This window comes from Streptomyces sp. NPDC048001 (genome assembly GCF_043203115.1).
GTDB classification, from domain to species: domain Bacteria; phylum Actinomycetota; class Actinomycetes; order Streptomycetales; family Streptomycetaceae; genus Streptomyces; species Streptomyces sanyensis.
The window spans coordinates 1-18,832 of sequence record NZ_JBIDBN010000012.1; the positions used below are offsets into that span (position 1 = coordinate 1).

Here is an 18,832-nt window from a genome sequence, read left to right on the forward strand (position 1 = left end):
CCCGGGGGCAACCACCGCCGTCCACCCCCGCCCCCGGGGCGCCCCGCCCACCATCTCCCCCCGGCGGTGCGGGGGGGGCGGCCCGCCCCGCGGGGCGGCCCGCACCCCCCGCACCGATGATCTTCCCATTTTCTTGTACATGACAGCCATCCGCTGCTCTGACGGGCGGACCTGCGCTCTGTTCGTTATGAAGCCACGACGCGCAGGCTCTTACGCGCCAGGGGAACGCGCTCTACCCTGATCACGGCTCGATGGTTACTCGCCAGTTAAACAACCAGCCAGTCGTGCAGTGCTGCCGCAGGCCCGGAGGACGTCGTGAGCGAAACCCAGACCTTGATCGAGAACCGCCCGCCGTCGGTGGCGGCCCTGTTCACCGAGCGGGTGGCGGCCACGCCCGACGCCGAGGCGTACCGCTATCCCGTCCCGTCGCCCTCCGGGTCGGGACCCGACGAGTGGAAGTCCCTGAGCTGGGGCCAGGCCGCCGAGCGGGTGTACGCCGTCGCGGCCGGGCTGATCGACCTCGGCGTCGCTGCCGAGGACCGCGTCGCCCTGGCCTCCTCGACCCGGGTCGAGTGGATCCTGTGCGACCTCGGCGTGATGTGCGCCGGCGGGGCGACGACCACGGTCTACCCGTCCACCAACGCCGAGGAGTCCGCCTACATCCTCGCCGACTCCTCCAGCCGGGTCCTGATCGCCGAGGACGCCGCGCAGCTGGCCAAGGCGCGCGAGCGCCGCTCCGAGCTGCCCTCGCTCGCCCATGTCGTCGTCATCGACCCCGCGGGCGTCGAGGCGGCCCCCGGTGACCCCGAGGGCTGGGTGCTGAGCCTCGCGGACCTCGAGGTCCGCGGCGCCGCCTACCTGGAGAAGCACCCGGAGGCGGTCAAGGAGCGCGTCGCGGCCATCACCGCCGACCAGCTCGCCACCCTCATCTACACCTCGGGCACCACGGGCCGCCCCAAGGGCGTCCGCCTGCCGCACGACAACTGGTCCTACATGGCCAAGGCCCTCGCCGCCACCGGCCTGATCACCAAGGACGACGTCCAGTACCTCTGGCTGCCCCTCGCCCACGTCTTCGGCAAGGTGCTCACCTCCGGCCAGATCGAGGTCGGCCACGTCACGGCCGTCGACGGCCGCGTCGACAAGATCATCGAGAACCTCCCGGTGGTCCAGCCCACCTACATGGCCGCCGTGCCCCGGATCTTCGAGAAGGTCTACAACGGGGTCGCCGCCAAGGCCCGGGCCGGAGGCGCGGCCAAGTACAAGATCTTCCAGTGGGCCGCCGGGGTCTCCCGCGAGTACGCGAAGACCACCCAGGACGCCTTCCGCCGCACCGGCAGGGCCTCGGCCCCCTTCGGCCTGACGGCCCGGCACAAGGTCGCCGACGCGCTCGTCTACGCCAAGCTCCGCGAGGCCTTCGGCGGACGGCTGCGGGCGGCCATCTCCGGCTCCGCCGCGCTCGCCCCCGACATCGGCTTCTTCTTCGCCGGGGCCGGCATCCACATCCTGGAGGGCTACGGCCTCACCGAGTCCAGCGCCGCCTCCTTCGTCAACCCGGGCGAGGCCTACCGCACCGGAACCGTCGGCAAGCCGCTGCCCGGTTGCGAGGTGCGCATCGCGGACGACGGCGAGATCCTGCTCCGCGGCCCCGGCATCATGGAGGGCTACCACGGGCTGCCCGAGAAGACCGCGGAGGTCCTGGAGTCCGACGGCTGGTTCCACACCGGCGACATCGGCGAGCTCTCCCCCGACGGCTACCTGCGGATCACCGACCGCAAGAAGGACCTGATCAAGACGTCGGGCGGCAAGTACATCGCCCCCGCCGAGGTGGAGGGCCAGTTCAAGGCCGTCTGCCCGTTCGTCTCGAACATCCTCGTGCACGGCGCCGACCGCAACTTCTGCACCGCGCTGATCGCCCTGGACGAGGCCGCGATCCTCGGCTGGGCCGCGGAGAACGGGCTGGAGGGCAGGAGCTACGCCGAGGTCGTCGCCGCCCCGCAGACCGAGCAGCTCGTCGACGGCTATGTGCAGCGGCTGAACGAGGGCCTCCAGCGCTGGCAGACGATCAAGAAGTTCCGGCTGCTGCCGCGCGACCTCGACATCGAGCACGGCGAGCTGACGCCCAGCCTGAAGCTGAAGCGCCCCGTCGTGGAGCGCGAGTACAAGGAGCTCATCGACGGCATGTACGCGGGCTCGCGCGAGGGCTGACCGCCCGCCCCGGGCAGCCCCCCTCCCGCCCCGCCGGGCGCCGGGCGGAAGGGGGGCGCACACGGGTGAGCCCGGCGCGCCGTCGGCCGCCCCGGGCAGTGGCCCCGCCGGGTGCCCGCCCGCGGCCCGCCGCCCCGCGCGCCCCCCGCCACCCGCGTGCGCGGGCCCCCGTGCCCCGGCCCGGGACCTGGGACGATGCGAAACACCTCGGCCAGTTCAGTGACTCCGTGCATATGGGCACGCTCGGTCTGTCACCCTGTCGGTGTCATCAGCGGCGCACAACAGCACCGACCAGGAGCCGCACGTGGGGTCCATTCCGTTGCAGCGAGACACCGCCAACCGCTCGGCGTCCATGTCGCCCGGCTGGTCCGACCCCCGGGCCGACGGCGTGCGCGTCAGCCTGCCCGGGAGCCTGCTGGCGCCCGGTACCGCGCGCCGCCTGGTGCGGGCGGCGGTGGCCGACTGGGAGGCGCTGGGCCTGCTCGACGCCTGCCCCGGCTGCGCCGCCCGGGAGGGCGGCTGCCCGCCCGGGGTGCCCTGCCCGGAACGGCTCGCCGAGGACGCGGCCCTCGTCGCGGGGGAGCTGGTGACCAACGCCGTCGTCCACGCCGGCACCGAGGCCGAGCTGCTGTGCCGCTACGAGGAGCCCTTCGACGACGAGCCCGCGGCTCTCGTCGTCGAGGTGTCCGACCGCCACCCCGACCGGCCCGTGCACAGCCACCCGCACGGCTCGGAGCAGTCGGGCACCCCGGACTACGGCCGCGGACTGCACCTGGTCGCGGCCCTCGCCGAGCGCTGGGGCATCACCTACCGCGCCGCGCTCAAGACCGTCTGGGCCCGGCTGCCGCTGGACGGCCGCGGCGCCCGCCTCCGCACCGCGGACGGCGGCCGGGCGGCCTCCGGCGCCCCCGACCGGGAACAGGCCGCGGGTGCCCTCCCCGCCCAGGCCCGCGAGGAGTGGGACTGGCTGGCCCGCGGCGGTGCCGCCTCCTTCCTGGCCGAGGCGTCCGACCTCCTCGCCGGTCAGCTCGACGAGGACAGGGCCGCCGCCCTCGCCGGGCAGCTGCTGGTGCCCCGTCTCGCCGACTGGTGCGCCGTCTGGCTCGACGCCGAGGGCGGGGCGCACGCCCCGCAGGCGGGCGGACGCGCCGCGCCCCCGCCGCGGCTCACCGGCGTCTGGCACCGCGACGAGGCGGCCGTCGAGCAGCTGAGGGAGCACCTGGCCGCAGCCGCCCCGGCTGCGCCGGCACCCGGCTCGGGCGTGCCGCTGTCCGTCCCCTGGCCCGGCGCGCCGGGCTCCGGGGCCGCGGTGGCCTACCGGCTCGCGGTCGGCAACCGGGGGCTCGGCGTCCTCCTGGTGGGCCGCGAGGGCGGCGCCCGGCTGCCCGACGAGGTGACCTCGCTGGTCGAGGACTTCACCCGTCGGGTCGCCCTGGCCGTCAGCGCGGCCCGCGAGTACACCCGGCAGGCCACCATCAGCCGAGTGCTCCAGCGGGGCCTGCTGCCGAGCAAGCTGGGCCGCATCCCCGGGGTCGACACCTGCCTCGTCTACGAACCCAGCGGCGACGGCGTGGTCGGCGGCGACTTCTACGACGTGTTCCCCGCCGGGTCCGGCGACCGCTGGTGCTTCGCCCTCGGCGACGTCCAGGGCAGCGGTCCCGAGGCGGCTGTCGTCACCGGCCTCGCCCGGCCCTGGCTGCGTCTGCTCGCCCGCGAGGGCTACCAGGTCGGGCAGGTGCTGGACCGGCTCAACGGACTGCTCCTCGACGACGCCATGGAGGCCGCCGAGGCGGCCGCCCTGTACGCCACCGGAGGGCACGGAGCGGGCCTCGCCGACGGCCAGCCCTCCCGCTTCCTGTCCCTGCTCTACGGCGAGGTCGTGCCGGCCCCGGACGGCTCCGGCGGCGTGCGCTGCACGCTGGCGAGCGCCGGGCACCCGCTGCCGCTGCTGCTGCGCCCCGACGGGGAGGTCTCGGCCGTCGGCGAGCCGCAGGTGCTCCTCGGGGTGGTCGAGGACGTGGCGTACGGCAGCACCACCTTCGACCTCGGACCCGGGGAGACGCTGCTGTGCGTCACCGACGGGGTCACCGAGCGGCGCTTCGGGGCCCGGATGTTCGACGACGAGGACGGACTGGCCGTCCTGCTCGCGGGGTGCGCCGGTCTGTCCGCCCGGGGCGTGGCCGAGCGGATCAGGAGCGCGGTGCACGGGTTCGCGCCGACGCCCCCGGGTGACGACCTGGCGCTCCTGGTCCTCCAGCCCGGCCCCGCCGGACCGGCGGGCGCCCTCGCGGACGGACCCGGCGACTCCGTGGACGGGCCTGCGCCGGAGCACGGGTAGCGGCCCGCCCGAGGGCCCCGCGGCGGGCCCGCCCGCACCGGACCCGGGCGCCCGCCCGGTGACGGACAATGGGGCCATGCCTTCCGTACTGCCCGACGGCGAGCCCGTGCCCGAGGACGGCGCGCTCCCCGCGTCCGCCCTCGACTCCGCGGGCAGCCGACCGCTCGCCTTCTACCTGCACGTGCCCTACTGCGCGACCCGCTGCGGCTACTGCGACTTCAACACCTACACCGCCACCGAGCTGCGCGGCTCGGGGGGCGTCCTGGCCTCCCGCGACAACTACGCGGGGACCCTCGCCGAGGAGGTCCGCCTCGCCCGCAAGGTGCTCGGCGACGACCCCCGCGCGGTACGGACGGTCTTCGTCGGCGGCGGCACCCCGACGCTCCTCGCGGCGGAGGACCTGGTGCGGATGCTCGACGCGGTCCGCCAGGAATTCGGCCTGGCCGACGACGCGGAGGTCACCACCGAGGCCAACCCGGAGTCGGTCGACCCCGCCTACCTCGCGACGCTGCGCGAGGGCGGCTTCAACCGGATCTCCTTCGGCATGCAGAGCGCGCGGCGGCACGTGCTCAGCGTGCTGGACCGCACCCACACCCCCGGCAGGCCCGAGGCATGTGTGGCCGAGGCCCGGGCCGCGGGCTTCGACCACGTCAACCTCGACCTGATCTACGGCACCCCGGGGGAGAGCGACGACGACTGGCGGGCCTCCCTGGAGGCGGCCGTCGGCGCCGGGCCCGACCATGTGTCGGCCTACGCGCTGATCGTCGAGGAGGGCACGCAGCTGGCCCGCCGCATCCGGCGCGGCGAGGTCCCGATGACCGACGACGACGTCCACGCCGACCGCTACCTCATCGCGGACGAGGTCCTCACGGCCGCGGGGCTCCACTGGTACGAGGTCTCCAACTGGGCCGCCTCGGACGCGGCCCGCTGCCTGCACAACGAGCTGTACTGGCGCGGCGCCGACTGGTGGGGTGCCGGGCCCGGGGCGCACAGCCACGTCGGCGGTGTGCGGTGGTGGAACGCCAAGCACCCCGGCGCCTACGCCGCCGCCCTCGCCGGGGGCCGCTCGCCGGGTGCGGGCCGCGAGGTCCTGGCCGCGGAGGACCGGCGGGTGGAGCGGATCCTGCTGGAGCTGCGCCTGCGGGACGGCGTGCCGCTGGACCTGCTGCGCGAGGCCGGCCTCGCGGCCGCCCGCCGCGCCCTCGCGGACGGCCTGCTGCGGCCCGGCCCCTACCGGCAGGGCCGGGCCGCGCTGACCCTGCGCGGCCGCCTGCTGGCGGACGCCGTCGTCCGGGACCTGGTGGACTGAGCCCGGAGCCCGGAGCCCGGAGCCCGGAGCCCGGACCCCGGAGCCCGGACCCCGGAGCCCGGACCCCGGACCCCGGACCCCGGACCCCGGCACGGCCGCGGTGGGCGCCCCGCCCCGGGGCCCCGCCGCACGGAAGGCCCGCCGGCCCCCGCTCCCTCCGCCGTGCGCGCACGCACCGGACGTGCGCGGATCCGCCGCGCCCGCACGATCCCCCTCCGCCGTGCGGGCGCCCGCCCCCGGCACCGCGGCCCCGCCGCACCCGGCGGCCCCACCGGTCAGCCGCATGAACAGGCGCCTGCGGGTCAACACACCTGCGAGCCGGGCTCCGTGACGAAGTCGATCAGCTCCTCCACCCGGCCGAGGAGCGCCGGCTCCAGGTCCCGGTAGGAGTGCACCCGGGACAGGATGTGCCGCCAGGCGGCACCGGTGTTCCCGGGCCAGCCCAGCGCGCGGCAGACGCCCGTCTTCCAGTCCTGGCCCCGCGGCACCACGGGCCAGGCGGGGATGCCGAGGGAGGAGGGCTTCACCGCCTCCCACACGTCGACGTACGGATGGCCCACCACCAGCACGTGCGGGTCGTCCACCGACGCCGCGATCCGCGACTCCTTCGACCCCGGGACCAGGTGGTCCACCAGCACGCCGAGACGTGCGTCCGGGCCCGGCCCGAACTCCTCGACCACCGCGGGCAGGTCGTCCACGCCCTCCAGGTACTCCACGACCACGCCCTCGACGCGCAGGTCCTCGCCCCAGACCCGCTCGACCAGCTCCGCGTCGTGGCGCCCCTCGACGTAGATCCGCCCGGCGCGGGCGACCCGGGCCCGGGCACCGGGCACGGCCAGCGATCCGGAGGCCGTCCGCGACGGCGCGGCCGGGGCACCGGAGGAGGGACGCACGAGCGTCACCGCCCGGCCCTCCAGGAGGAAGCCGCGCGGCGCGAGCGGGAAGGCGCGGTGCTTGCCGAACCGGTCCTCCAGGGTCACGGTGCCCGCCTCGCAGCCGACCACCGCCCCGCAGAAGCCGGTGGAGGGCTCCTCGACGACCAGACCGGGCTCGGCCGGAACCTCCGGCACGGCGGCGGAACGCTTCCAGGGCGGCGTGAGATCAGGACTGTAGCTGCGCATATCGGAGGACGATACGGGCGGTCCTGTTCACGACACGCCGAAGCGCGCCGCCAGTTCGCCCCGCTGCGCCCGGACGAACGCCGCGTCCACCGCCGCCCCGTGGCCCGGCACGTACACCGCCTCCCCGCCGCCCAGGCGGAGCAGGCGGTCGAGCGCGTCCGGCCAGCGCGCGGGGACGGCGTCCGGACCGGCCTGCGGCGGGCCGGACTCCTCGACCAGGTCGCCGCAGAACACGACCGGGTCCGGGCCGGCGACCAGCAGGACCAGATCGCGGGCGGTGTGGCCGGGCCCGACATCACAGAGCACCACCGTCCGCCCGCCCAGGTCCAGGGTCAGCTCACCGGCCACCTCGCGGTCCGGGCGCCGCAGGGCCGCCGCGGCCTCGGCGGCCTCGCCCCGTTCGACCCCGTGGCGCACCGCGTCCTCGCACAGGGCGTCCCGGTCCGGGCCCGGCGGCAGGCCCGGCCCCGCGGCCGCGTACACCTCGGCGCGGGGGAAGGCGGCCGTACCGAGCACATGGTCGAAGTGGGGGTGGCTCAGTGCGATGTGCGTCACCCCGCGCCCGCCTCCCAGCAGGGTCTCCGCCTCCCGCCGCACCCCGGCCCCCTCGCGGAGGGTGGAGCCCGTGTCGAAGAGCAGCGCCCCCCGCTCGCCCACCACGAGGCCCACGGTCGCGTCCCACACCGGCAACCTGCGCCGCCCGACGCCCTCGCCGAGCCGCTCCCAGCCCTGTTCCTCCCACGCCACGTCCATGCCCGGACGCTACCGCGCACCGCCCGCCGCGGACCGGGTCCGGGGCCGGGAGGGGAGGACGCGAAGGGCCGCCCGGCCGCCCGCGCGGTCCGTTCGGTCGGTTGCCACCCTTGCTACGGGCGTACCCGTCGGCCGTACACTGGCCGGGGACCCCTGGCACTCGGGCCCACCGAGTGCCAGACGACACACCGAGGACCGACGCAACGCAGCTGGAGGTGCGCGGAATGCTCAGCGAACGGCGGCTGGAGGTGCTGCGCGCCATCGTGCAGGACTACGTCGGCACCGAGGAACCGGTCGGCTCCAAGGCGCTGACCGAGCGCCACCGGCTCGGTGTGTCCCCGGCCACGGTGCGCAACGACATGGCCGTGCTGGAGGAGGAGGGCTTCATCGCCCAGCCCCACACCAGCGCCGGCCGCATCCCCACGGACAAGGGCTACCGGCTGTTCGTCGACCGGCTCGCCGGGGTGAAGCCGCTGTCCGCCGCGGAGCGCCGGGCCATCCAGAGCTTTCTCGACGGCGCGGTCGACCTCGACGACGTCGTCGGCAGGACCGTCCGCCTGCTCGCGCAGCTGACCCGGCAGGTCGCCGTGGTGCAGTACCCCTCGCTGACCCGCTCGACGGTCCGGCATGTGGAACTGCTCTCACTGGCGCCGGCCCGGCTGATGCTCGTGCTCATCACCGACACGGGCCGCGTCGAGCAGCGGATGGTGGACTGCCCCGCGCCCTTCGGGGAGACCGCGCTCGCCGATCTGCGCGCCCGGCTCAACAGCCGTGTCGTCGGCCGCCGTTTCACCGACGTGCCGCAGCTGGTGCAGGATCTGCCCGAGTCCTTCGACGCGGAGGACCGGGCCACCGTCTCCACCGTCCTCGCGACGCTGCTGGAGACACTGGTCGAGGAGACCGAGGAGCGGCTCGTGATCGGCGGCACCGCCAATCTGACCCGCTTCGGACACGACTTCCCCCTGACCATCAGGCCGGTGCTGGAAGCGCTGGAGGAGCACGTGGTGCTGCTCAAGCTGCTCGGCGAGGCCAAGGAATCGGGCGTGACGGTGAGGATCGGGCATGAGAACGCCCACGAGGGGCTGAACTCCACATCCGTCGTCTCGGTCGGTTACGGTTCGGGCGGCGAAGCAGTCGCCAAACTCGGCGTGGTCGGACCGACCCGCATGGACTACCCCGGAACGATGGGAGCGGTACGCGCAGTGGCACGTTACGTCGGACAGATCCTGGCGGAGTCGTAAGTGGCCACGGACTACTACGCCGTACTCGGCGTGCGCCGCGACGCATCGCAGGACGAGATCAAGAAGGCGTTCCGCCGCCTCGCCCGCGAGCTGCATCCGGACGTGAACCCGGACCCGAAGACGCAGGAGCGCTTCAAGGAGATCAACGCCGCCTACGAGGTGCTGTCGGACCCGCAGAAGAAGCAGGTCTACGACCTCGGCGGCGACCCCCTCTCCCAGGCGGGAGGCGGGGGAGCGGGCGGCTTCGGTGCGGGCGGCTTCGGCAACTTCTCCGACATCATGGACGCCTTCTTCGGCACGGCCTCGCAGCGCGGCCCGCGTTCGCGGACCCGCCGGGGCCAGGACGCCATGATCCGGCTGGAGGTCGAGCTCGGCGAGTCCGCCTTCGGCACCACCAAGGACATCCAGGTCGACACGGCCGTGGTCTGCAACGGCTGCTCCGGCGAGGGTGCCGCCCCCGGCACCTCGGCGCAGACCTGCGACATGTGCCGCGGCCGGGGCGAGGTCTCCCAGGTGACCCGGTCCTTCCTGGGTCAGGTCATGACCTCCCGGCCCTGCCCCCAGTGCCAGGGCTTCGGCACGGTCGTCCCCACGCCCTGCCCCGAGTGCGCGGGCGACGGCCGGGTCCGCTCGCGCCGCACGCTGACGGTGAAGATCCCCGCGGGCGTCGACAACGGCACCCGCATCCAGCTCGCCGGGGAGGGCGAGGTCGGCCCGGGCGGCGGTCCTGCGGGCGACCTGTACGTGGAGATCCACGAACTCGCGCACCCGGTCTTCCAGCGGCGCGGCGACGACCTGCACTGCACGGTGACCATCCCCATGACCGCGGCGGCCCTCGGCACCAAGTGCCCGTTGGAGACCCTCGACGGGCTGGAGGAGGTCGACATCCGGCCCGGGACCCAGTCCGGTCAGTCCATCCCGCTGCACGGCCGGGGCGTGACGCACCTGAGGGGCAACGGCCGGGGCGACCTGATCGTCCATGTCGAGGTGACCACCCCGGGCAAGCTCGACGCGGAACAGGAGCGCCTGCTGCGCGACCTGGCCAAGCTGCGCGGCGAGGAGCGGCCCCAGGGCCAGTTCCAGCCCGGCCAGCAGGGGCTGTTCTCCCGGCTGAAGGACGCGTTCAACGGTCGCTAGGTCCGCGCCCTCGCGGCGGCGACCCGGCCCGGCGCCCCGGACCACCGGTCCGGGGCGCCGGTGCGCGGGGCCCCGCGGCGCCCCGCACGACCGGCCGCATCCGCCGCGCGCACCGGCAACCGCCCGCCCGGTCAGCGGACCTGACGCCCCGCGGCCACGCGATTCGGCGGCCCCCGTGGGACGTGGCACGATGCCTGCATGTCCTTGGCACCGACCGGCCTGTTCCGGTACCCGATCGTGCAGGCGCCCATGGCAGGGGGCGCCTCCCGCCCCGAACTGGCCGCCGCCGTGTCCGAGGCGGGCGGCCTCGGCTTCCTCGCCGCGGGGTACAAGACCGCCGAGGCCGTGCGCCGGGAGATCGACGAGGTCCGCCGCCTGACCTCCCGGCCCTTCGGGGTCAACCTCTTCATGCCCCAGCCGGCCACCGCCGACCGCGCCGCCGTCGGCGCCTACCGCGACCGGCTCGCCGGGGAGGCGGCCCGCTACGGGACCCCCCTCGGGGACCCGGACGGCGGCCGGGACGACGGCTACGAGGCCAAGATGGCGGTCCTCGCCGAGAACCCCGTGCCGGTGGTCTCCTTCACCTTCGGCTGCCCCGCCCCCGAGGCGCTGGCGGCCCTCGCCTCCGCCGGTATGGTCACGGTGGTCACCGTCACCTCCGTCGAGGAGGCCCGAGCGGCCGAGGAGGCCGGTGCGGCCGTCCTGTGCGTCCAGGGCGCGGAGGCCGGCGGCCACCAGGGCACCCACCGCGACGCCCCGGGCCCCCGACCGCCCGCGACACCGCTGGCGGCCCTGCTGCCGCCGGTCCGCGACAGCGTCCGGCTCCCCCTGATCGCCGCCGGCGGACTGATGCGCGGCGGGGACGTCGCCGCCGTCCTCGCGGCCGGCGCGAGCGCCGCCCAGCTGGGCACGGCCTTCCTCGCCTGCCCCGAGTCCGGGGCCCACCCCCTGCACAAGCAGGCGCTCACCGACCCCCGGTTCGCCCGCACCGAGCTGACCCGCGCGTTCTCCGGGCGCCCGGCGCGCGGCCTCGTCAACCGCTTCCTGCACGAGCACGGGCCGCACGCACCGGCCGCCTACCCGGACGTCCACCACCTCACCAGCGGTCTGCGGCGCGCCGCGGCGGCCGCCGGGGACCCCGAGGGCATGGCGCTGTGGGCCGGTCAGGGCCACCGGCTGGCGCGCCCGCTGCCCGCCGCCGAACTGGTGCGGACGCTGGCCGCGGAACTGGACGCGGCCCGGACCGCGCCCGGCGGCCACTCCGCGGCCGGGCCCCCCGCGGGGGCCCCGGCCGCCGCCCCGGGGGCCGCGGGAGGTGCCCGGTGACCGCTCCCGTCTTCGTCGTCGGCTCCCTCGACGGCGTCCGCCCCGGCACCACCGTGACCCTCGACGGCCCGGAGGGGCGCCACGCCGTCTCCGTCCGCCGCCTGACGCCCGGTGAGGAGGTCGTGCTCACCGACGGGCGGGGCTCCGGCGCGTCCGGCACCGTGCTCGCCGCCGAGGGCAGGGACCGCCTCGTGGTCGAGGTGGCCGCCCTCCCGGCCGAACCGGAGCCGGTGCCGCGGATCACCGTGGTCCAGGCGCTGCCCAAGGGCGACCGCGGGGAACTCGCCGTGGAGACGATGACGGAGACCGGGGTGGATGCCGTCGTGCCGTGGGCGGCCGCCCGCTGCATCACCCAGTGGCGCGGCGACCGCGGGGCCAAGTCCCTTGCCAAATGGCGCTCCACGGCACGCGAGGCGGGCAAGCAGGCCCGCCGCCTGCGCTTCCCGGAGATCGCCGAGGCGGCGACGACCAGGCAGGTCGCCGCGCTGCTGGCGCAGGCCGACTTCGCCGCGGTGCTGCACGAGGAGGGCGCCGAGCCCCTGGCCACCGCGGCACTGCCGGCCGAGGGGTCGATCGTGCTGGTGGTCGGCCCCGAAGGCGGCGTCTCCCCGGAGGAGTCGGCGGTCTTCGCCCAGGCGGGGGCCCGGCCGTACCGCCTGGGCCGCAGCGTGCTGCGCACCTCGACGGCCGGTACCGCCGCGGTCGCCCTGCTGCTGGGGCGCACCGGCCGCTGGTCCTGAGCGGGACACCGGCGCGCGACAGGGGGACATGGCCGCAACTCGCCTTCTCAGCCGGGTTCCTGCATGGGACCATGCCCCGCATGAGGGCGTGGAGGACCATGGCCGCCGCCGGTGCCTGCGCGGTGGGCCTCGCCGGGACCGCCGCCTGCCAGCCGGTCGGCGGAGGGCTCAATTCCGCTGCCGTGGCCGTCACCACCGACCGCACGGCCACCAGCACACTCGAACGACTCACCTTCGAGGTCGCCTGGTTCAGCTGCCGGGCGCAGGCCCCGACGCCGGCGCAGGGCTCCCCGGCGGCGGAAACCCCCGCCGCGGCCACCGTCGACTGCGAGGGGGAGACCGAATCCGGCCAGGAGATCACGCTCGACGGCACGGTGACCGAGGAGCGCGGGGGGGTCTGCGTCCGCGGGGACATGACCGCCAGGATCGCCGGGGAGATCGTCTTCGAGGCCACCATGCTCGGCGACTGCTCGGCGGCGGCGACCGCCTCGCCTGAGCCCTCGCGGCAGCCCGGCGACCGGCCGGCCCCCGGGGCGACCGTCACCGTCACCCGCACCGTGACGGTCACCGCCGAGCCCGCCAAGTGACCCCGCCCGGTCCGGGCCGCCCGGTGGACGGCCGCTCCCCGCGCTGCGCCGATCCGGCCAAGTGATCCGAAGCCCTCCGCACCGGGTGCCGCCGCGCCTAGGGTGAGTCCGTGACGCACCCTGCCTACCTCCGGTTTCCGCATCTGCACGGTGAGTTGATCGCCTTCACCGCCGAGGACGACGTCTGGGTGGCGCCGCTCGACGGCGGCCGGGCGTGGCGTGTCAGCGCCGACAACATGCCCGTGAACCACCCCCGCTTCTCGCCCGACGGCACCCGCATCGCCTGGAGTTCCCACCGGGACGGGGCACCCGAGGTGCATGTCGCACCCGTCGAGGGAGGCCCCGCCGACCGCCTCACGCACTGGGGGAGCATGCGCACCGCGGTCCGCGGCTGGACGCCGGACGGACGGGTGCTGGCGCTCGCCGCCCACGACCAGCCCTCCCCGCGCCGCACCTGGGCCCGCGCGGTGCCGCTGGACGGCGGTCCGGCCGAGAGGCTGCCCTTCGGGCCCGTGGGCGATGTCGCCTTCGGCCCGCGCACCCTGCTGCTCTCCGCCGCCATGGGGCGTGAGGCCGCCGCCTGGAAGCGCTACCGCGGAGGCACCGCGGGCAAGCTGTGGATCGCGTCCGGGGACCCTGCGGACGAGGGCACCGCGGACGGTGGCACCGCCGCTCACGCCCCGCCGGAGGGGACGGGGGCCGAGGGGGGCTTCGTCCGCGTCCACGAGGAACTCGACGGCAACCTCGAGTACCCGCTCTGGGTCGGCGGCCGGATCGCCTTCCTCTCCGACCACGAGGGCGTCGGTGCGCTGTACTCCTCCCGGCCCGACGGGTCCGCGCTGCGCCGGCACACCCCGCTCGGCGGCTTCTACGCACGCCATGCCGCCACCGACGGCACCCGCGTCGTCTACACCGCCGCGGGGGAGCTGTGGATCCTCGACGACCTGGAGGACGCCGCCCCCCGGCGCCTCGCCCCCCGCCTCGGCGGCCAGCGCACCGACCTGCGCCCCTGGACGGTCGGCGCCGAGCACCACCTCGGCGCCGCCGCACCCGACCACACGGGCCGGGGCAGCGCCGTGGAGGTCCGCGGCGGCATCCACTGGGTGACCCACCGGGAGGGCCCGGCCCGGGAGCTCTCCGCCGACCCCGGCGTGCGCGCCCGGATGCCGCGCACCTTCCGGGCGGACGGCGAGGAGCACGTCGTCTGGGTGACCGACGCCGAGGGCGACGACGCGCTGGAGTTCGCCCCGGCCACCGGAAGGCCCGCCGGAGCCACCCCCCGCCGCCTCGCCGCGGGCCGTCTGGGCCGCGTGGTGGAACTGGCCGCGGCACCGGACGGCAGCCGTGCGGCGGTCGCCGCCCACGACGGCCGCGTCCTGCTGGTCGAGCGGGAGTCCGGCGAGGTGCGCGAGGTCGACCGCAGCGAGCACGGCGACGCCGAGGGGCTGTGCTTCTCACCCGACTCCGCCTGGCTCGCCTGGTCACACGCGGGCCCCGAGCCGCTGCGGCAGATCAAGCTCGCGAGCACCGGCGACCTGACCGTCTGCGAGGCCACCCCGCTGCGCTTCGCCGACTACCAGCCCGCGTTCACGCTCGACGGCAGGCACCTGGCCTTCCTCTCCGAGCGCGCCTTCGACCCCGTCTACGACTCCCATGTCTTCGACCTCGCCTTCGTCGGCGGCTGCCGCCCCCACCTGATCACCCTCGCGGCCTCCACCCCCTCGCCGTTCGGCCCGCAGCGGCACGGCCGCCCCTTCGAGGCGGAGGACGAGGGCGACGGGCAGGACGGCGACGAGCCGTCCGCCCCCGCCACCCGGATCGACCTGGACGGCCTGGCGGACCGGATCGTGCCCTTCCCGGTGGAGGCCGCCCGCTACTCGACCCTGCGCGCGGCCCGGGACGGCCTGCTGTGGCTGCGCCACCCGATGAGCGGAGTCCTCGGCACCACCCGCGCCCACCCCGAGGACTCCGGTCCCACCACTGCCCTGGAGCGCTTCGACTTCAGCCGGCTGCGGGTGGAGGAACTGGCCGGCGACGCGGGGCGCTTCCGCGTCAGCGGCGACGGCAGGCGCGTGCTGCTGCACACCGACGGCAAGCTGAAGCTGGTCCCCAGCGACCGCCGCGCCTCCCGGGACGAGGACAGCGACACCAACATCACCGTGGACCTCGGCCGGGTGCGCCGCACCGTCGACCCGGCCGCGGAGTGGCGCCAGATGTACGACGAGGCCGGGCGCCTGATGCGGGACCACTTCTGGCGCGAGGACCTCGGCGGTGTCGACTGGGACGGGGTGCTGGAGCGCTACCGGCCCGTCCTCGCGCGGGTGGCCACCCACGACGACCTGGTCGACCTGCTCTACGAGGTGCAGGGCGAACTCGGCACCTCCCACGCCTATGTCATCCCGCCGGGCGGCCACGGCGGCCGCGGTGGCCGGCAGGGGCTGCTCGGGGCCGACGTCTCGCGGCACGAGGACGGCTCCTGGCGCATCGACCGCATCCTGCCCTCCGAGACCTCCGACCCGCTCGCCCACTCGCCCCTCGCCGCACCGGGCGTGGCACTGCGGTCCGGCGACGCCCTGGTCGCCGTCGACGGCAGGCCCGTCGACCCGGTCCGCGGGCCCTGGCCGCTCCTGGTGGGCGCGGCCGGACGCCCGGTGGAACTGACCGTGTCCCCCGCGGGAGGGGGCGACCTGCGCCACGCCGTGGTGGTGCCGATCGGCGACGAGGAGCCGCTGCGCTACCACGCCTGGGTCGCCGACCGGCGCCGCCATGTCCACGAGCGCTCGGACGGGCGGCTCGGCTACCTCCACGTGCCCGACATGCAGGCACCCGGCTGGGCGCAGATCCACCGCGACCTCAGGGTCGAGGTCGCCCGCGAGGGACTGATCGTGGACGTGCGGGAGAACCGCGGCGGGCACACCTCCCAGCTGGTGGTGGAGAAGCTCGCCCGCCGCATCGTCGGCTGGGACCTCCCGCGCGGCCGCCGCCCGGTCAGCTACCCGGTGGACGCCCCGCGCGGTCCCGTGGTGGCCGTGGCCAACGAGTTCTCCGGCTCGGACGGCGACATCGTCAACGCCGCCGTCAGGGCCCTCGGCATCGGCCCCGTGGTCGGCACCCGCACCTGGGGCGGCGTGGTCGGCATCGACAGCCGCTACTCGCTGGTCGACGGCACCCTGGTGACCCAGCCCAAGTACGCGATCTGGCTGGAGGGCCACGGCTGGGACGTGGAGAACCGGGGCGTGCTGCCCGACGTCGAGGTCGTCCCGACGCCCGGGGACCACGCGGCGGGCCGTGACCCGCAGCTGGACGAAGCGGTCCGGATCGCGCTGGCCGCACTGGAGGTCTCCCCGGCGAAGACCCCGCCGTCGCTGCCCTGACCCCGGGGGAGCCGCCAGGGGAGCCGCTCGGGGAGCCGCCGGAGGAGCCCGGCGCGCGGAGCCCGGTCGCGCTCCTCCGGCGGCTCCCGGGCGCGCGGCGGCCCGTGGGACGGGCGGATAGCATGCCCTGACACGTGATCGACACCGCGAGGAGGCTCCGCGCACATGGCCGGAGAACCGCAGGCGGACTGCCTGTTCTGCAAGATCGTGGCCGGGGAGGTGCCCGCCACCGTCGTCCGGGAGACCGACACGACGGTCGCCTTCCGGGACATCAACCCCCAGGCACCCAGCCATGTCCTGGTCATCCCCAAGGCCCACCACCGGGACGCCGCCGCCCTCGCCGCCGAGGCACCGGAGACCGTCGCCGACCTGCTGCGCGAGGCGGGCAGGGTGGCCGCCGACGAGAGGATCGACGAGACGGGCTACCGGGTCGTCTTCAACACCGGTTCCGGGGCGGGGCAGACGGTCTTCCACGCCCACGCCCACGTCCTCGGCGGTCGCGGGCTCGCCTGGCCGCCCGGGTAGCCGGCCGTGTCCGCCCGCGAACTGGTGGTTCTCGGGACCGCCAGCCAGGTCCCGACCCGGCACCGGAACCACAACGGCTACCTGCTGCGCTGGGACGGCGGCGGCATCCTCTTCGACCCCGGCGAGGGCACCCAGCGCCAGATGCTCCGCGCCGGGGTCTCCGCGCACGACATCGACCGGATCTGCGTCACGCACTTCCACGGCGACCACTGTCTGGGCCTGGCCGGGGTGATCCAGCGGATCAACCTGGACCAGGTCCCGCACCCGGTGTCCGTCCACTTCCCCGAGAGCGGCCGGCACTTCTTCGACCGCCTGCGGTACGCCACCGCCTACCGCGAGACGGCCGTCCTCGACGTGCACCCCGTCTCCGGCGACGGGCCCGTCGCGGAGTCCCCGGCTTTCACGCTCCACGCCCACCGGCTCTCCCACCCGGTGGAGTCCTTCGGCTACCGGCTGGTCGAGCCGGACGGCCGGCGGATCCTCCCGGAGCGGCTGGCCGCCCACGGGATCCAGGGCCCGGACGTGGGGCGGCTCCAGCGCGAGGGCGTGCTGCGCGGGGTCAGCCTGGAGGAGGTCAGCGAGGTGCGCCGCGGCCAGCGGTTCGCCTTCGTGATGGACACCCGGCTGTGCGAGGGGGTGCGGGTGCTCGCCGAGGGCTGCGACCTGCTCGTCATCGAGTCGACCTTCCTCGACGAGGATCTCCGGCTGGCCACCGAGCACGGCCATCTGACCGCGGGCCAGGCGGGCCGGGCCGCGCACGAGGCGGGGGTCCGCCACCTGGTCCTGACGCACTTCTCGCAGCGCTACACCGACTCGGCCGAGGTCTTCGAGCGGCAGGCCCGCGAGGCGGGCTTCACGGGGGAGGTGACCGTCGCCCAGGACCTGTCGCGCATCCCCGTGCCGCCGAGGACCTGAGCGGCGCACCCACCGGCCGCCGGGGTCCCCGCGCCCGGCACACGCCGACGCGGCCCCGCCGGGACGGCCCGATCAGGCACACTGGCCCCGACCGCACATGCACGGGAGCGCAGACGGTGACCACACCCGACCCAGACGAGCCGCAGCGGCGGACGGCGTGCCTGGACCCCCTGGCCGCCCTGAGGACCCCCGGCGATCCGGCCTGCGACGTCTACCTCACGGGCACGGTCTTCCTCGACATCGTCTTCACCGGCCTCGACTCGGCGCCGGTCCGCGGCACCGAGTCCTGGGCACGGGGCATGGGATCGAGCCCCGGAGGGGTGGCCAACATGGCGACCGCGCTCGCCCGGCTCGGCCTGCGCACCTCGCTCGCGGCCGCCTTCGGCGACGACCACTACGGCGAGTACTGCTGGGACGCGCTCGCCCGGGGGGAGGGCATCGACCTCTCGCTCTCGCGCACCGTGCCCGGCTGGCACTCGCCCGTCACCGTCTCCATGGCCTACGAGGGCGAGCGCACCATGGTCTCGCACGGGCACGAGGCCCCGCCGCCCGAGCCGGCCCCCGAGTGCCCGCCGCCGGCCCGGGCCGCGGTGGCCTCCCTCGCGTCCGGGGCGGCCGCCGACTGGATCGCCGCGGCCGCCCGGGGCGGCACCCGGATCTTCGCCGACGTCGGCTGGGACGAGTCCGGCCGCTGGGACCCGGCCGACCTGGCCGACCTCGCGCACTGCGAGGCCTTCCTGCCCAACGCGGAGGAGGCCATGCACTACACCCGCACCGACTGCCCCCGCGCCGCCGCCCACGCCCTCGCCGAACGGGTCCGCCTGGCGGTCGTCACCCTCGGCGCCGAGGGCGCCTACGCCGTGGACGCCGCCACGGGGGAGACCGCCCAGGTCCCCGCGATCGCGGTGGAGGCACTCGACCCCACGGGCGCGGGGGACGTGTTCGTCGCCGGGTTCGTCACCGGCACCCTGGCGGGCTGGCCGCTGGCCGACCGGCTCGCCTTCGGCGGGCTCACGGCCGCACTGTCGGTGCAGGAGTTCGGCGGCTCGCTCTCCGCGCCCGGCTGGTGGGAGGTCGCGGCCTGGTGGCAGTCCGTGCAGAGCCTTCCCGGCCAGGATCCCGCCGCCCTGCGCCGCTACTCCTTCCTGGAACGGCTCGTGCCGCCCCCGGCGCGCCCCTGGCCCCTGAGGCGCGCCGTCCCCACCATCGGCTTCGGCCGCTCCTCCTGACCCGCACGGGCGGGAGCGCCCCGGCCCGCAGC

The 18,832-nt window shown here is 75.9% G+C and carries 14 protein-coding genes; 12 read left to right on the forward strand and 2 right to left on the reverse strand.

Going from position 1 to position 18,832, the window contains the following annotated elements:
* Window positions 1–315 precede the first annotated feature (315 nt).
* From ACGF15_RS22095 to hemW, 3 genes are all read left to right on the forward strand, one after another.
* Complete coding sequence (locus ACGF15_RS22095) at window positions 316–2,205, forward strand: AMP-dependent synthetase/ligase (RefSeq protein WP_392801266.1); 1,890 nt, start codon at window positions 316–318, stop codon at window positions 2,203–2,205.
* Window positions 2,206–2,524: 319 nt separating this feature from the next.
* Complete coding sequence (locus ACGF15_RS22100) at window positions 2,525–4,543, forward strand: SpoIIE family protein phosphatase (RefSeq protein ID WP_392801639.1); 2,019 nt, start codon at window positions 2,525–2,527, stop codon at window positions 4,541–4,543.
* 76 nt (window positions 4,544–4,619) lie between these two features.
* Window positions 4,620–5,852: a radical SAM family heme chaperone HemW gene (hemW, locus tag ACGF15_RS22105; protein WP_392801268.1), complete on the forward strand. Its 1,233-nt coding sequence runs from the start codon at window positions 4,620–4,622 to the stop codon at window positions 5,850–5,852.
* 302 nt (window positions 5,853–6,154) lie between these two features.
* Here hemW and ACGF15_RS22110 read toward each other — a convergent pair whose 3' ends face one another.
* Both ACGF15_RS22110 and ACGF15_RS22115 read right to left on the reverse strand, forming a co-directional pair.
* The gene (locus tag ACGF15_RS22110) at window positions 6,155–6,973 is read right to left on the reverse strand and encodes a DUF3097 domain-containing protein (protein ID WP_392801270.1); all 819 of its coding nucleotides are present in this window, start codon (window positions 6,971–6,973) and stop codon (window positions 6,155–6,157) included.
* A 27-nt stretch (window positions 6,974–7,000) separates the two neighbouring features.
* Entirely contained in the window at window positions 7,001–7,726 is a 726-nt protein-coding gene (locus ACGF15_RS22115) for an MBL fold metallo-hydrolase (protein ID WP_392801272.1), read from the reverse strand.
* Window positions 7,727–7,950: 224 nt separating this feature from the next.
* On the opposite strand from ACGF15_RS22115, the gene hrcA reads away from it, so the two are divergent.
* The 9 genes from hrcA to ACGF15_RS22160 all read left to right on the forward strand — a co-directional run bounded on the left by hrcA (window position 7,951) and on the right by ACGF15_RS22160 (window position 18,800).
* Entirely contained in the window at window positions 7,951–8,967 is a 1,017-nt protein-coding gene (gene hrcA / locus ACGF15_RS22120) for a heat-inducible transcriptional repressor HrcA (RefSeq protein ID WP_345610563.1), read from the forward strand.
* Window positions 8,968–10,104 (forward strand): molecular chaperone DnaJ, encoded by a 1,137-nt coding sequence (gene dnaJ / locus ACGF15_RS22125; RefSeq protein ID WP_345610560.1) that lies wholly within the window; start codon window positions 8,968–8,970, stop codon window positions 10,102–10,104.
* A gap of 198 nt (window positions 10,105–10,302) precedes the next feature.
* Window positions 10,303–11,430: a nitronate monooxygenase gene (locus ACGF15_RS22130; RefSeq protein WP_392801276.1), complete on the forward strand. Its 1,128-nt coding sequence runs from the start codon at window positions 10,303–10,305 to the stop codon at window positions 11,428–11,430.
* Window positions 11,427–12,170 (forward strand): 16S rRNA (uracil(1498)-N(3))-methyltransferase, encoded by a 744-nt coding sequence (locus ACGF15_RS22135; RefSeq protein ID WP_345610545.1) that lies wholly within the window; start codon window positions 11,427–11,429, stop codon window positions 12,168–12,170. Before ACGF15_RS22130 ends, ACGF15_RS22135 begins: the two co-directional genes overlap by 4 nt.
* Window positions 12,171–12,250: 80 nt before the next feature.
* Window positions 12,251–12,757: a hypothetical protein gene (locus ACGF15_RS22140; RefSeq protein WP_345610541.1), complete on the forward strand. Its 507-nt coding sequence runs from the start codon at window positions 12,251–12,253 to the stop codon at window positions 12,755–12,757.
* A 110-nt stretch (window positions 12,758–12,867) separates the two neighbouring features.
* Window positions 12,868–16,131, forward strand: a complete 3,264-nt coding sequence (locus tag ACGF15_RS22145; RefSeq protein ID WP_392801280.1) for a S41 family peptidase — start codon at window positions 12,868–12,870, stop codon at window positions 16,129–16,131.
* A gap of 165 nt (window positions 16,132–16,296) precedes the next feature.
* Entirely contained in the window at window positions 16,297–16,656 is a 360-nt protein-coding gene (locus ACGF15_RS22150; protein WP_345610534.1) for a histidine triad nucleotide-binding protein, read from the forward strand.
* Between the two features lie 6 nt (window positions 16,657–16,662).
* Window positions 16,663–17,571: a ribonuclease Z gene (locus ACGF15_RS22155; RefSeq protein WP_392801285.1), complete on the forward strand. Its 909-nt coding sequence runs from the start codon at window positions 16,663–16,665 to the stop codon at window positions 17,569–17,571.
* Window positions 17,572–17,687: 116 nt separating this feature from the next.
* Complete coding sequence (locus tag ACGF15_RS22160; protein WP_345610528.1) at window positions 17,688–18,800, forward strand: PfkB family carbohydrate kinase; 1,113 nt, start codon at window positions 17,688–17,690, stop codon at window positions 18,798–18,800.
* Window positions 18,801–18,832 lie beyond the last annotated feature (32 nt).